The sequence below is a fragment of the Janthinobacterium sp. CG3 genome (assembly GCF_000344615.1).
Taxonomy (GTDB): domain Bacteria; phylum Pseudomonadota; class Gammaproteobacteria; order Burkholderiales; family Burkholderiaceae_D; genus Janthinobacterium.
Genome location: NZ_KB467824.1, coordinates 2,837,661 through 2,851,334 on the forward strand (window position 1 = coordinate 2,837,661; position 13,674 = coordinate 2,851,334).

12 protein-coding genes are annotated in these 13,674 nt (G+C 65.8%); 10 read left to right on the forward strand and 2 right to left on the reverse strand.

The window, feature by feature from the left end; all coding sequences use genetic code 11:
• The first annotated feature begins 4 nt into the window (after window positions 1–4).
• From JANGC3_RS0112395 to ppnP, 7 genes are read left to right on the forward strand one after another with little or no spacing between them, the layout of a single operon-like run.
• On the forward strand, window positions 5–463 hold the full coding sequence (locus JANGC3_RS0112395) for a chemotaxis protein CheW (protein WP_017876810.1): 459 nt from the start codon (window positions 5–7) through the stop codon (window positions 461–463).
• Window positions 460–1,719: a CheR family methyltransferase gene (locus tag JANGC3_RS0112400; RefSeq protein WP_017876811.1), complete on the forward strand. Its 1,260-nt coding sequence runs from the start codon at window positions 460–462 to the stop codon at window positions 1,717–1,719. The genes JANGC3_RS0112395 and JANGC3_RS0112400 overlap by 4 nt, the downstream gene beginning before the upstream one ends.
• A 9-nt stretch (window positions 1,720–1,728) precedes the next feature.
• Window positions 1,729–2,412 (forward strand): chemotaxis protein CheW, encoded by a 684-nt coding sequence (locus JANGC3_RS0112405; RefSeq protein ID WP_017876812.1) that lies wholly within the window; start codon window positions 1,729–1,731, stop codon window positions 2,410–2,412.
• The gene (locus tag JANGC3_RS0112410) at window positions 2,409–4,733 is read left to right on the forward strand and encodes a hybrid sensor histidine kinase/response regulator (RefSeq protein WP_017876813.1); all 2,325 of its coding nucleotides are present in this window, start codon (window positions 2,409–2,411) and stop codon (window positions 4,731–4,733) included. The genes JANGC3_RS0112405 and JANGC3_RS0112410 overlap by 4 nt, the downstream gene beginning before the upstream one ends.
• Window positions 4,730–5,752 (forward strand): chemotaxis-specific protein-glutamate methyltransferase CheB, encoded by a 1,023-nt coding sequence (gene cheB, locus JANGC3_RS0112415; RefSeq protein WP_017876814.1) that lies wholly within the window; start codon window positions 4,730–4,732, stop codon window positions 5,750–5,752. Before JANGC3_RS0112410 ends, cheB begins: the two co-directional genes overlap by 4 nt.
• A 21-nt stretch (window positions 5,753–5,773) precedes the next feature.
• The gene (locus JANGC3_RS0112420; RefSeq protein ID WP_017876815.1) at window positions 5,774–6,811 is read left to right on the forward strand and encodes a diguanylate cyclase; all 1,038 of its coding nucleotides are present in this window, start codon (window positions 5,774–5,776) and stop codon (window positions 6,809–6,811) included.
• Window positions 6,812–6,824: 13 nt separating this feature from the next.
• On the forward strand, window positions 6,825–7,139 hold the full coding sequence (ppnP, locus tag JANGC3_RS0112425) for a pyrimidine/purine nucleoside phosphorylase (RefSeq protein WP_017876816.1): 315 nt from the start codon (window positions 6,825–6,827) through the stop codon (window positions 7,137–7,139).
• 114 nt (window positions 7,140–7,253) lie between these two features.
• Here the strand turns inward: ppnP and murB are convergent, their stop codons facing one another.
• A complete protein-coding gene (gene murB / locus JANGC3_RS0112430) occupies window positions 7,254–8,282 on the reverse strand; it encodes a UDP-N-acetylmuramate dehydrogenase (protein ID WP_017876817.1) in 1,029 nt (342 codons plus the stop codon).
• 184 nt (window positions 8,283–8,466) lie between these two features.
• Here murB and JANGC3_RS0112435 point away from each other — a divergent pair, with 184 nt between their 5' ends.
• Window positions 8,467–8,952, forward strand: coding sequence for a YajQ family cyclic di-GMP-binding protein (locus tag JANGC3_RS0112435; protein WP_026132903.1), 486 nt, complete (start codon window positions 8,467–8,469; stop codon window positions 8,950–8,952).
• Window positions 8,953–9,139: 187 nt separating this feature from the next.
• The gene (locus JANGC3_RS0112440) at window positions 9,140–10,399 is read left to right on the forward strand and encodes a nitronate monooxygenase (protein ID WP_017876819.1); all 1,260 of its coding nucleotides are present in this window, start codon (window positions 9,140–9,142) and stop codon (window positions 10,397–10,399) included.
• 69 nt (window positions 10,400–10,468) lie between these two features.
• On the opposite strand, the gene JANGC3_RS0112445 is transcribed toward JANGC3_RS0112440, so the two are convergent.
• The gene (locus JANGC3_RS0112445) at window positions 10,469–11,407 is read right to left on the reverse strand and encodes an exopolyphosphatase (RefSeq protein WP_026132904.1); all 939 of its coding nucleotides are present in this window, start codon (window positions 11,405–11,407) and stop codon (window positions 10,469–10,471) included.
• A 484-nt stretch (window positions 11,408–11,891) separates the two neighbouring features.
• On the opposite strand from JANGC3_RS0112445, the gene JANGC3_RS0112450 reads away from it, so the two are divergent.
• Complete coding sequence (locus JANGC3_RS0112450; RefSeq protein ID WP_232429698.1) at window positions 11,892–13,469, forward strand: M20/M25/M40 family metallo-hydrolase; 1,578 nt, start codon at window positions 11,892–11,894, stop codon at window positions 13,467–13,469.
• Window positions 13,470–13,674: the final 205 nt, after the last annotated feature.

The following is a 13,674-nucleotide window of genomic DNA, read 5'->3' on the forward strand; positions in this document are numbered from 1 at the left end:
CGCCATGAAGGCGCTGATCTTCCACATCGGGCCGGACCGCTACGCCCTCAGGCTGGGCGCGGTGCTGCGCGTGCTGCCGCTGCTGGAGCTCAAGCAGCTGCCGTTGGCGCCCGCCGGCGTGGCCGGGTTGCTCGACTTGCACGGCGTGCCGGTACCGGTGGTCGACCTGTGCCAGCTGGCCGGCCTGGCGCCGGCGCCGGAGCACTACGACACCCGCATCGTCATTGTCGACTACCACGCGCCCGACGGCGCCGCCCATCCGCTGGGCCTGCTGGCGCAGCGCGTGCGCGGCGTCGCCGAGGTGGCCGCGCAGGCGCTGCGCGACAGCGGCGTGGCGGCCGCGCCCTTCCTCGGCCAGGTCGCCAGCGACGCCGACGGCATCGTCCAGCTGGTCGAACTGGCGCAACTGCTGCCGGCGGCGCTGCGCGCCGCGCTGTTCCAGCGGCGCGACGGCCAGCCATGAAAGCCCAGGCGCTGCTGCGCCAGGCCACCGGCCTGAACCTGTCGAAGGCCAGCGCCGAACGCGCCGTGCGGCAGCGCATGGAGCTGCGCGCCATCGCCGACAGCGACAACTACCTGGCCGGGCTCGGCGCCGACGAACTGGCCGAACTGGTCGAGCTGGTGGTGGTGCCGGAGTCGTGGTTGTTCCGCGACCCGCAAGCCTTCCACGCCGCCACCGCCTTCGTCCAGCAGCGCCTGGCCGGCGCCGGCGCCGGCGCCGGCGTCCGCCCGGTGCGCATCCTGTCGCTGCCCTGCGCCGGCGGCGAGGAGCCGTATTCGATGGCGATGGCGCTGCGCGACGCCGGCGTGCCGGCGGCGGCCTACAGCATCGACGCGATCGACCTGAGCGCGGCCTGCATCGCCCGCGCGCGCCGCGGCGTGTACGGGCGCAACGCCTTCCGCGGCGGCGACACCGCCTTCCGCGAGCGCCACTTCAGCCACCTCGGCGCCGGCGAATACCGCATCGACGACGGCTTGCGGGCCCAGGTCAATTTCCGCCAGGGCAACCTGCTGCGCCTGGGCGAGGCCGTCACGGCCGGGTATTACGACGTGGTGTTTTGCCGCAACCTGCTGATTTATTTCGACAAGGCCACCACCAAGGCGGCCATCGCGACGCTGGCGGCGCTGCTGGCCGACGACGGCATCTTGCTGGCCGGCTACGCCGAGGTGCCGGCGTATTGCCAGCACGGCTTCGCCAGCATGGCCTACAAGCAAGCCTTCGCGCTGCGCAAGAAATCGGCCGAGCCGGCCGCGGCCCCGCCGGCGGCGCCGCGGCGCGCCCGGCCGGCGCCGGCCGCCGCCTGGCCGGCCTTCACCCCGGCGCCGCGCACGCCGCCGGCCGCCCTGGCCAAGCCGGCCTTGGCACTGGCGCCAGCCAAGTTGGCGCCGCTGCCGGCCGGCCCCGGCAACCTGCTCGAACAGGCCCGCAGCCTGGCCGACCGCGGCCTGGCGCAACAGGCCGGCGAACTGTGCCACGCCCACCTGGCCCGGCAACCGGACGCCGCCGAAGCCTATTTCATCCTCGGCATCCTCAACGAGCAATCCGACAAGATGGCGCTGGCCGAGGACTACTGGCGCCGCTGCGTCTATCTGCAGCCCGACCATTACGAGGCGCTGTGCCACCTCGCGCTGCTGGCCGAGCACAACGGCAACGGCGCCGCCGCGGCCGCGTTCAAAGCCCGCGCGGCGCGCATCTACCAACGCCGCCAGGCATCCTAAAGGCCCCTTATGACGAGCACCCTCGACGCCCCCTCCCAGCTGATCGACGACTGCTGGAAGCAGATCGGCGTGGTCGGCGACCAAAGCTGCCCCAAGCTGGCGCAGCACGTCCATTGCCGCAACTGCGAAGTCTACGCCGACGCCGCCCAGCGCAATTTGCAGCGTCCGGTCGACGCCGCCTACAAGCGCGAATGGGCCAGCCACTTCCGCACCCGCGCCGACAGCGGCGCGCTCAAGGACAGTTCGGCGCTGGTGTTCCGCGTCGGCCGCGAATGGCTGGCCCTGCCCACCAAGATGTTCGTCTCGGTGGCGCCGCAGGCCAAGCCGCACGCGCTGCCGCACCGCGGCGACCGCGCCCTGTGCGGCGTCGTCAACGTCGGCGGCCAGCTCTACCCGTGCATGTCGCTGGCCGGCCTGCTGGGCATCGACGCCCAGGCCGGGCCGCCGGCGCAGGGCCGCCACACCTTCGCCCGCCTGCTGCTGCTGGAGTGGGAGGCGCAAGCCTTCGCGCTGCCGGTGGCCGACCTGCACGGCATCGTGCGCTACGCCGGCGCCGCCGTGCGCGCGCCGGCCGCCACCATCAACAAGGGCTTGTCGCGCTACCTGAGCGGCGTGATCGAGCACGACGACATGCACATCGGCTGCCTGGACGCGGCGCTGATCGGCTACCAACTTGCGAGGGCGCTGCGATGAGCCACCAGGAACCGCACGACCTGAGCCAGTTTTCCATGCTGGACCTGTTCCGCATGGAGGCCGACGGCCAGACGCAGATCCTGACCGACGGCTTGCTGGCGATGGAGCGCCACGCCGGCGACGCCGGCGCGGTCGAGGCGATGATGCGGGCGGCGCACTCGATCAAGGGCGCCGCCGCCATCGTCGGCCTGGGCGCGGTGGTGCAACTGGCGCACCAGATGGAGGACGCCTTCGTCGCCGCCCAGCGCGGCACGCTGCGCCTCACGCCCGAGCGCATCGACGTGCTGCTGGCCGGGGTCGACCTGATCATGCAGATCGCCCGCCTGGACGACACTGGCGCGGAAGCCTGGTTGCTGGCGAACGCGGCGCTGATCGAGCGCACCCTGAGCGGCATCGCCGGCATCGCCGGGCTGCCCGAGCTGCCGGCCTTGCCGAAGGCGGCGCCGGCGGCGCCGCCGAGCGCGCAACTGGCGCCGCCGGCGCCCTACCAGCCGGTGGCGGCGCCGCTGCCGTCCAATGCCGAGCCCGAGTCCGAGCCCGAGGCGGCGCCGGCCGCCGCCGACGAGGCCGCCGCGCCGGCGCGCAGCGCGCCCAAGGGGCCGGCGCAGAACTTCGACCGCCTGCTGTCGCTGGCCAGCGAGTCGCGCATCAACGCCCACCAGATGCATCCCCTGATCGCCTCGCTGCAGCGCTTCAAGCGCAACCAGGCCAGCCTGTTCGGCGTCGTCGAGCAGTTGCACCAGGCCATCGCCCGCGGCAACGACGCCGCGCTCAAGGAGAAGTCCCTGCTGGCGCTGCAGAAAAGCGCGCCGCTCAAGCAGTTCGTCATGGAGCACATCGCCGACGTCGAAAACTACGAGCGGCGCCTGCTGACGGTGGCCCAGGGCTTGGTCGACGAGGTGCTGGCGCTGCGCATGCGCCCGTTCCGCGACGGCGTGCACGCCTTCCCGCGCATGGTGCGCGACCTGGCGCGCAGCCTGGGCAAAGAGGCCCGCCTGGACATCGACGGCGAGGACACGCTGGTCGACCGCGACATCCTGGCGCGCATCGAAAGCCCACTCAACCACATGCTGCGCAACGCCCTCGACCACGGCATGGAGGAGCCGGCCGAGCGCGCCGCCGCCGGCAAGCCGGCGCTGGGCACCATCCGCATGGAGGCGCGCCACCGCGCCGGCATGCTCAGCATCGAGATCAGCGACGACGGCCGCGGCGTCGACCTGGAGAGAATCCGCGCCACCGTCGTCCAGCGGCAGATGGCCAGCGCGGCGATGGCGGCGGCGCTGTCGCCGGCCGAGCTGCTGGAATTCCTGTTCCTGCCGGCCTTCAGCCTGAAGGCCACGCCCAACCAGTTGTCCGGGCGCGGCGTCGGCCTCGACATCGTCCACGAAACCATCCGCCAACAAAACGGCACGGTGCGGCTGGAGTCGGCGCCGGGCCAGGGCTTCCGCGCCCTGATCACGCTGCCGCTGACGCAGTCGATCGTGCGCGCGCTGGTGGTCGAGGTTGGCGGCGAGGCGTACGCGGTGCCGATCGTCAAGGTCGAGAAGGTGATGCGGGTGCCGCAGGCGGCCATCCACACGCTTGAAAACAAGCAGTTCTTCGATCTCGGCGGCGAGCACCTGGGACTGGTCTCGGCGGCCCAGGTGCTGGAACTGGGCGCGGCGCCGGCCGGCGCCGCCGAACTGGCCGTGGTGGTGCTGGGCAGCGGCGCGCGGCGCTACGCGCTGGTGGTCGACGCCATCCGCGGCGAGACCAGCCTGGCGGTGCAGGCGCTCGACCCGATCTTCGGCAAGATGCGCGACATCTCCGCCGCCGCCCTGCTCGACGACGGCGAGCCGGTGCTGATCCTCGACGTGCCCGACCTGCTGCTGTCGATCGAGAAGCTGCTGCACGAGGGCGGCCTGCAACCGCTGGCCCAGGCCGAGCAGGACGGGCGCCGCAAGGTCAAGCGCATCCTCGTCGTCGACGATTCGCTGACGGTGCGCGAGATGGAGCGCAAGCTGCTGCAGGCGCGCGGCTTCGCCGTCGACATCGCCATCGACGGCATCGACGGCTGGAACGTGGTGCGCAGCGGCGACTACGACCTGGTCATCACCGACGTCGACATGCCGCGCATGGACGGCATCGAGCTGGTCGGCCTGATCAAGAAGGACCTGCACCTGCACGCGCTGCCGGTGATGATCGTCTCCTACAAGGACCGGCCGGAAGACCGCGCCCGCGGCTTGGCCGCCGGCGCCGACTACTACCTGACCAAGGGCAGCTTCCACGACGCCACCCTGCTCGAGGCGGTGGCCGACCTGATCGGCGAGGCGCGCCTGTGAGAATCGCCATCGCCAACGACGTCGGCATGGCCGCCGAGGCGCTGCGGCGGGTGGTCGCCAGCACCGCCGAGCACCAGGTGCTGTGGATCGCCCGCACCGGCCTGGAGGCGCTGCGCATGTGCCTGGAGAACCGGCCCGACCTGATCCTGATGGACTTGAACATGCCGGAGCTGGACGGCGTCGAGGCGACCCGGCAGATCATGCAACTGTGCCCGTGCGCGATCCTGGTCGTCACCGGCGCGCCGCAGGACAACGTCAACCAGGTCTTCCGCGCGCTCGGCGCCGGCGCGCTCGACGTCACCGCCACGCCGGTGTTGCGCGGCGGCCCCGACGGCGCCGCGCCGCTGCTGGCGAAGATCAAGACCATCGGCAAGCTGATCCGCCACAGCGGCGGCGGCGACGCGCTGCACGGGCGCGCCGGGCCGCGTCCGCCCGAGCGCAACGACAACGCGCCGTCGACGCTGGTGGCGATCGGCGCCTCCACCGGCGGCCCGGCGGCGCTGGCCAGGCTGCTGGCCGGCTGGGTGGCGCCGCCCGGTTGCGCCGTGGTGGTGGTGCAACACATCGACGAGAGCTTCGCCAGCGTGTTCGCCAACTGGCTCGGCGAGCAGCTGGCGATGCCGGTGAAGGCGATCGACGATGGCGACGAGTTGAGCGGGAGCATGGTGCACGTCGCCAAAACCAACGACCATTTGGTACTGGATCAAAATTACCGCCTGAGTTACGATGCAGCACCGCGCGACTACGCCTATCGGCCGTCGGTGGACGTGTTTTTCCACTGCGTGGCGCAGCACTGGCGCGGCGAGGCCATCGGAATATTGCTCACCGGCATGGGGCGCGACGGCGGCGACGGCTTGCTGGCGATGCGCCGGGCCGGCCAGTGGACCGTGGCGCAGGACCAGGCCAGCAGCGCCGTCTACGGCATGCCGCGCGCCGCGGCCGAGCTGGGCGCGGCGCAGGTGATTTTGCCGCTCGATCATATCGGGCCGGCGTTGCGCGCCAAAGTGGGTAGCAAATAGACTCCAAAAAAGAGAAAACAGATGTCCGAGACCAGCAACAACGCCGAACCCGACGCCTACCTGACCGCCTTCAAGGTGCGCGTGCTGCTGGTCGACGACCAGTTGATCATCGTCGAGGCGATACGGCGCATGCTGCGCGAGCACGAGGACATCGAATTCCACTTCGTCACCGAGGCGGCGCTGGCCCTGTCCACCGCGCTACAGCTGCAACCGACGGTGATCCTGCAAGACCTGGTGATGCCGTCCATCGACGGCCACGACCTGATCCGCCAATACCGCGCCGACCCGGCGCTGGCCAGCGTGCCGGTGATCGTGCTGTCGTCCAAGGAGGACCCGCAGATGAAGGCGCTCAGCTTCGCCGTCGGCGCCAACGACTACGTCGTCAAGCTGCCCGACAAGCTCGAACTGCTGGCGCGCATCCGCTACCACTCGGGCGCCCACATCAGCCGGCTGCAGCGCGACCAGGCCTTCCGCTTCCTGCGCGAGAGCCAGAAAAGCCTGGCCGACGCCAACATCGAGCTGCAAAAGCTGGCCGCGCTCGACGGCCTGACCGGCATCGCCAACCGGCGCCGCTTCGACGAGGTGCTGCACACCGAATGGCAGCGCGGCCAGCGCGACAAGGTGCCGCTGAGCCTGCTGATGTGCGACATCGACTCTTTCAAGCTCTACAACGATAACTACGGCCACCTGGCGGGCGACCTGTGCCTGAAAAAGGTCGCCGCGGTGCTCACCGAACATTTGAAGCGCCCGGCCGACCTGGCCGCGCGCTACGGCGGCGAGGAGTTTGCGCTGATCCTGCCCGACACCGAACTGGCCGGCGCGCTCGGCGTCGCCCAGGCTTGCCGCCGCCAGCTGGAAACCCTCCGGCTGGACAATCCACAGGCCGAACCGTTCGGCGTCGTGACCATGTCGATCGGGGTGGCGCGCATGGTGCCGTCGGCCGCGAGCGGCGTGGCGCAACTGATCGAACGGGCCGACCAGGCCCTTTACGCCGCCAAGCGCGGCGGACGCAACCGCGTCTACAGCGCCGCCGACCTGGCGGACCCACTTACCCCTTAGGAAACCCGCAAGCATGAGCACACAACTGGACAATGTCAGCGTCGTCAAACATTCCAATATCTACTTCGACGGCAAATGCGTCTCGCACACGGTGTTGTTCGCCGACGGCAGCAAGAAAACCCTCGGCGTGATTTTCGCCTCCTCGCTGAGCTTCAACACCGGCGCGCCGGAAACCATGGAAATCGTCTCCGGCAAATGCCGGGTGCGCCTGGCCGGCGCCAGCGAATGGACCGTCTACCAAGGCGGACAGCAATTCGACGTGCCGGGCGAGAGCCGCTTCGACATCGAAACGCTGGAAACGCTGGACTACGTCTGCCACTTCGGCTGAGCGCCGCAACCGGGTCAGCCCCTCGGGGTCTGACCCCGGCCTTCGCCGGTGGTTCGCATCACCGCCCGCTGGCCGCGGACAAAAAAACCGGCAAGCGCCGGTTTTTTTATACCCTCACACAAACACCGGTTCCGGCGCCAGCAGCACGCCGTAGCGCGCCTGCACGTCGCGCTGGATCGCCTGCGCCAGCCGGATGATGTCGGCGCCGCTGGCGCCGCCGTTGTTCACCAGCACCAGCGCCTGCTGCGGATACACGCCGGCCGGCCCCAGGTTCCTGCCCTTCCAGCCGCACTGGTCGATCAGCCAGCCGGCCGCCAGCTTCTCGCTGCCGTCGCTTTGCGCGTGGTGCACCAGCGCCGGAAACTTCGCCAGCAAGCCGGCGCACTGCTCGCGCGAGACCACCGGGTTCTTGAAAAAACTGCCGGCGTTGCCGATCACGGCCGGATCGGGCAGCTTGCGCCGGCGGATCGCCACCACCGTGTCGGCGACCTGGCGCGCCGTCGGCGCCGCCCAGCCCTGCTCGGCCACCGCCTGGGCCAGCTCGGCGTAGCGCAAATTGGCCTGCCAGCGCAGCGGCAAGGCGAACGTGACGTCGACGATCACCAGAGCGCCACCGCCGGCCTGCTTGAACACGCTGTCGCGGTAGCCGAAGCGGCAGGCGGCGCGGTCCATCTCGAACGTTGTCCCGCTAGCGCAGTCAAACACGGTCAGGCTGTGGAAGACGTCCCTGATTTCGACGCCGTAGGCGCCGATGTTCTGGATCGGCGCGGCGCCGACGGTGCCGGGAATCAGGGACAAATTCTCCAAGCCGCCCAAGCCCCGCTGCAAGGTCCACTGGACGAAGTCGTGCCAGGTTTCGCCGGCGGCCGCGCGCACCAGGGTGGCGTCGGCGTCGGCGCCGACCACGGCGATGCCGCGCGTGGCCATGTGCAGCACCAGGCCGGCGTAGTCGCCGGTGAGGACGATGTTGCTGCCGCCGCCCAGCAGCAGGCGCGGCATGGCCGCCAGCGCCGGCTCGGCCAGCGCGGCGCGCAACTGGGCCAGCGACTCGACGCGCAGGAAAGATTGCGCGCGGGCATCAATGCCAAAGCTGTTCAGGGTTTTGAGCGGGACGTTGTGTTCGATGGCGAGGTCGGGGTGCATGGGATACCGGTTTTTTTGTTCGATTATAGAGCCAAACCAACAAAAAACCAGTGCCGCACCGGGGCGCCGCCGCCGTTGTCCGTTAAAATGTCGCATCTTTAACGCGGCGGCGCCACTCGCGGGAGTTTGGCCGCCGCCCAGCGCGCTGCAAGTGCGCGCTCGCCACAATGAAAAGGAATGGACCATGCCGTCATTTGATGTAGTCTCCGAAGCCGATATGATCGAAGTCAAGAACGCCGTCGAGCAAGCCAACAAGGAAATCTCGACCCGCTTCGATTTCAAAGGCAGCGACGCGCGCGTCGAGCACAAGGAAAACGAACTGACCGCCTTCGCCGACTCCGATTTCCAGCTCAGCCAGGTGCGCGACGTGCTGACCAACAAGCTGACCAAGCGCAAGGTCGACGTGCGCTTCCTCGACGAAGGCGATATCAAAAAAATCGGCGGCGACAAGGTCAAGCAAATCATCAAGATCAAGAACGGCATTGAAACCGAGGACGCGAAGAAGATCACCCGCGTCATCAAGGACAGCAAAATGAAGGTGCAAGCGAGCATCCAGGGTGAATCGGTGCGCGTCACCGGCGCCAAGCGCGACGACCTGCAGGCGGCGATGGCGATGCTGCGCAAGGACGTGCCGGACATGCCGCTGGAATTCAACAATTTCCGCGACTAAACAGGCTCCGCGGCGGCGCACCACCCGGGGCGCCGCCGCGGAGGCCTTGCCCGCATAGGGTAAAATTGAGGCTGTGCAAGGCTTCGTGCGCCAAGTGCGCGGCGGCGGTGCCATACCGCACCCACGCCGCAATGGGCGCCGGCGCACATCTGGCTCAGTGATAAACCACGGTAGTCTAAGGATAGCAATGAAACGTGTTGATGATTTCCGCCTGAAGTTCGGCAAAAAAGAATACGTGCCCATCATGATTGGCGGCATGGGCGTCGATATTTCAACCTCGGAGCTGGCGCTGGAAGCGGCCCGGCTGAACGGCATCGGCCATATCTCGGACGCCATGGTCGAGGACGTCTCCGACCGCCGCTTCGATACCACTTTCGTCAAAGACAAGACGAAGCTGTACAAATTCAATATTAACAATACCGACAAGGCCGTGGTGCAGTTCGACCTGGGCCGCCTGGCCGAAGCGCAGCGCCTGCACATCGGCAAGACCATGGAAGCGAAAAAAGGCGATGGCCTGATCTTCGTCAACTGCATGGAAAAGCTGACCATGAACGGCCCGCGCGAAACCTTGCGCGTGCGCCTGAACGCGGCGCTCGACGCCGGCATCGACGGCATCACGCTGTCGGCCGGCTTGCACTTCGGCTCGTTCGCGCTGATCGCCGAGCATCCGCGTTTCCGCGACGCCAAGCTGGGCATCATCGTCTCGTCGGTGCGCGCGCTGCAGATTTTCCTGCGCAAGAACGCCAAGCTCGACCGTTTGCCCGACTTCATCATCGTCGAAGGCCCGCTGGCCGGCGGCCATTTGGGCTTCGGCATGGACTGGGCCAACTACGACCTGCATGCGATCACGCAGGAAGTGCTGGCTTACCTGAAGACCGAGCAACTCGACATTCCGCTGATCGCCGCCGGCGGCATCTTCACCGGCAGCGACGCGGTGTCCTTCCTGGAAGCGGGCGCGGCCGGTGTCCAGGTGGCGACCCGCTTCACCATCACCAACGAGTGCGGCCTGCCGGCCAAGGTCAAGCAGGAATACGTGAAGGCGCAAGAAGAGGACATTATCGTCAACGGCATCTCGCCGACCGGCTACCCGATGCGCATGCTCAAAAGCACGCCGGCGATCGGCGCGGGCATCCGCCCGGGTTGCGAATCCTACGGCTACCTGCTCGACGCCACCGGCAATTGCGCCTACATCAACGCCTACAACCGCGAAGTGGCGGCCCATCCGACCGAGAAAAACATCGTCGTGATGGACAAGACTTGCCTGTGCACGCACATGCGCAACTTCAACTGCTGGACCTGCGGCCATTACACCTACCGCCTGAAGGACACCACGCACAAGCTGGCCAGCGGCAACTACCAGTTGCTCAGCGCAGAACACGTGTTCAAGGACTACCAGTTCAGCGTCGACAACCAGATCGCGCTGCCGGCACTGCAAGCCGAGAACTGAGTCGGCCCGCTCCAACGCAAAACGGCACAGTCTGCGAAGACTGTGCCGTTTTTTTATGCCGCGGCGGGACTAACCCTCCAGGGTAATTCGCCCGGTCAACTCTTCCAACACCTGCGCCGCCTTCTCGTTGGGCACCTGGCAGGTGCCGGCGTTCTCGTGCCCGCCGCCGCCGTACTCCAGCATCAGCGCGCCGATATTGGTGCGCGACGTGCGGTTCAATATCGACTTGCCGGTGGCGAACACGGTATTCTGGTTCTTCAAGCCCCACAGCACATGAATCGAAATGTTCGTCTCCGGGAACATCGCATATATGATGAAACGGTTGCCGGCAAATATCACCTCTTCGTTGCGCAGGTCCAGTACCACCAGGTTGCCGTGGATGCTGGAGCAACGACGGATCTGCTCCTTGCATTTTTCGCTGTGCTCGAAATACAAATCCATGCGCTCTTTGACGTCCGGCAGGGCCATGATTTGCGTGATCGTGTGGTTCTTGCAGTAGTTGATCAAGTCCATCATCAACTGATAATTCGAAATGCGGAATTCGCGGAAACGTCCCAGGCCGGTACGCGCGTCCATCAGGAAATTGAGCAAGTCCCAAGCGTGCGGATCGAGCACCTCTTGCCGGTTGAACTGGGCGGCGTCGCCCTTGTCGACGGCGGCCATCATGTCGGACCAGGCCGCCGGGAACGCCTTGTCGCCGCCGTAATAATCGAAGACCACGCGCGCCGCCGACGGCGCCTCGGGATGGATGATGTGGTTGGCGCGCTCGCCGCTGTTGCGCAGGGTCTCCGACAGATGGTGGTCGAACGCCAAGTGCACGCCGGCGACGAATGGCAGGTTGGTCGTGATGTCGTTGTCGCTGACGGCAATTTTCCCGTCCTGCATATCCTTGGGATGGACAAACAGGATCTCCTCGATGATGTCCAGGTGCTTCAACAGCACCGCGCAGACCAAACCATCGAAGTCGCTACGCGTGACCAAGCGATATTTTTTTGCTTCAGCTGACATGGAAACACCTTTTAAAATGAAAGGAAATCTAGGCTCATAATACAGCCCAATAGTCTGGATGCACAGCAATAGTGACGCGACACAAATCAAGCTGTTGTGCACACCAATACCCCGCCCCCCCCAGCCGGGACAGCAAGGCCGCGCAACCGCGCGCCCCCCCGTCATATCGTCCCCCATGCTCTCGCGGCCACTGCGCAGCGTGATGAGCTGCGTCAATCTTTTTGTTGCATAAAAACACAAGCAGGCGCGCATACGACTCGTCGTGCTAAACTTTCCTCAATAATATTTTTACAATGTTTTTTCTCAAGAATACCGGCTTGGCAATGTCGAGCGCCGCAAGCCAAGCTTTGAATCCAGACCAAGGCAGTCACCCAGGCTGTGTTGGCGTCGGGATGAACGGATTTTTGTCTATCGACGGGAAGTTCGTTCTGTAATGGGGAATCACCCCCTCACTCTAAAAAAAGGAAAAAAGATGGAGATTCAAATGCATAAGGCAACATGTTCCGGTATGGCGCCGAAAGTCATCGCCTTGCTGCTGGCGGGACTATTTTCCAGCGCGACGATGGCGGCGGATTCGAAAAAAATCTGGATTACGGTTGGCGACGCCGCCTATACCCAGTTGCAAAAAGTCGCGCCGCGCGTCATTGCCAAGGAAAGCCGGATTACCGAAACCAACGTCCCCGGCAGCCAGTTCGCCGGCACCGAAAAAGTCCATCTGGTGGAAGTCGACGAGCAGCAGATGCTGAACCTGTCGGAGGCGATCCACCATGAACTCAAACGCTGCGGCGGCTTCATGTACCACGCCAGCGAGAGCGCCGGCAAGAAAGCCCTGAGCCAACCGGTCACCACCAGCCTGGCGGCGCTGACCCGCCCCGCCTACGTGATCGACAACCAGACGTTGGTCACGCCGATGCTGCCGCTGCTGCAAGACAGCAATATCGCGCAAACCATTAACGACCTGTCGGCCTTCACCAATCGTTACTACACCACGACAGGCGGTGTGAACGCGTCGAATTGGATCAAAACCAAGTGGGCCGGCATGGCAGCCGGCCGCAGCGACATGAGCGTCACGCAATTCACCCACCCTAATTATCCGCAGAAATCGGTGATCCTGACGATCAACGGCACCGACAACGCGTCGGAAGTCGTGGTCCTGGGCGCCCATCTGGATTCGATCAGCGGCAGCAACCCCGGCGAGACCACCCGGGCCCCGGGCGCCGACGACGACGCCTCCGGCGTGGCGAGCATGACCGAGGCCTTGCGCGCCATGGTCGCGAGCAACTACAAGCCGCGCCGCACCATCAAAATGATCGCCTACGCGGCGGAAGAAGTGGGCCTGCGCGGTTCCCAGGAGATCGCCCAGAACTTTAGGGCCAACAACGTCAACGTGGTCGGCGTGATGCAACTGGACATGACCAACTACAAAGGTTCACCAAGCGACATCTACATCTATACCGACTACACCGACAGCCTGCAAAACAACTTCGTCGTCAAGCTGATCAACACCTACCTGCCGACGCTGACGATTGGCTACGACAAGTGCGGCTACGGCTGCTCGGACCACGCCTCATGGACCGCGCAAGGCTATTACGCGTCGATGCCGTTTGAAACCGCATTTACACAGGACAACCCGTACATCCACACCGCCAACGATACCTATGCCAACTCCGGCAACCAGGCGCTGCACGCATTGAAATTTGCGCGCATGGCAACGGCGTACGCGGTGGAATTGGGTAGCGACGGCCCGGCCGTAACGCCGCCTGGGCAGCGCGTGGAAACGTTTACCGGCAGCCTGACCGCTGGCCAGAAACGCAACTACGGCCCCTATAAAGTGGGCGCGGGCGGCAGTTTCAAGGCGGAACTGTCGGGAACCGGCGACGCCGACCTGTACGTGCGTAAAACCACGGCGCCGACCACCAGCACCTATGACTGCAAATCCGACGGCTCGACCAGCACGGAAAGCTGCACCGTCAACATGACGGAGAACGGCGACGTCTATGTGCTGCTAAACGGCTACAGCTCGGCGAGCTACACCTTGACGGTGACGTACCAGCAGCAGTAGGAAACGCGGCTAAATCAAGGACAAGGGCTGGGGTTATACCTTCTCGCCTTGGCGACGAGGGTCTGACTCCAGGGGTTGCTTCTAGTTTAAAATCCTACAAAACCCAAACGAAAAAAAGCCCCGCATCTCTGCGGGGCTTTTTTAATATAACAAGCCTGACGATAACCTACTTTCACACTGGTTGCAGCACTATCATCGGCGCAAA

Excerpts from the sequence above, each read along its gene's own strand:
- JANGC3_RS0112420 (WP_017876815.1), top strand. The coding sequence starts at position 5,774 with ATGTCCGAGACCAGCAACAACGCCGAACCCGACGCCTACCTGACCGCC.
- JANGC3_RS0112395 (WP_017876810.1), top strand. The coding sequence starts at position 5 with ATGAAGGCGCTGATCTTCCACATCGGGCCGGACCGCTACGCCCTCAGG.
- JANGC3_RS0112400 (WP_017876811.1), top strand. The coding sequence starts at position 460 with ATGAAAGCCCAGGCGCTGCTGCGCCAGGCCACCGGCCTGAACCTGTCG.
- JANGC3_RS0112410 (WP_017876813.1), top strand. The coding sequence starts at position 2,409 with ATGAGCCACCAGGAACCGCACGACCTGAGCCAGTTTTCCATGCTGGAC.
- JANGC3_RS0112405 (WP_017876812.1), top strand. The coding sequence starts at position 1,729 with ATGACGAGCACCCTCGACGCCCCCTCCCAGCTGATCGACGACTGCTGG.
- JANGC3_RS0112445 (WP_026132904.1), bottom strand. The coding sequence starts at position 11,407 with ATGTCAGCTGAAGCAAAAAAATATCGCTTGGTCACGCGTAGCGACTTC.
- JANGC3_RS0112450 (WP_232429698.1), top strand. The coding sequence starts at position 11,892 with ATGCATAAGGCAACATGTTCCGGTATGGCGCCGAAAGTCATCGCCTTG.
- JANGC3_RS0112435 (WP_026132903.1), top strand. The coding sequence starts at position 8,467 with ATGCCGTCATTTGATGTAGTCTCCGAAGCCGATATGATCGAAGTCAAG.
- ppnP (WP_017876816.1), top strand. The coding sequence starts at position 6,825 with ATGAGCACACAACTGGACAATGTCAGCGTCGTCAAACATTCCAATATC.
- murB (WP_017876817.1), bottom strand. The coding sequence starts at position 8,282 with ATGCACCCCGACCTCGCCATCGAACACAACGTCCCGCTCAAAACCCTG.
- JANGC3_RS0112440 (WP_017876819.1), top strand. The coding sequence starts at position 9,140 with ATGAAACGTGTTGATGATTTCCGCCTGAAGTTCGGCAAAAAAGAATAC.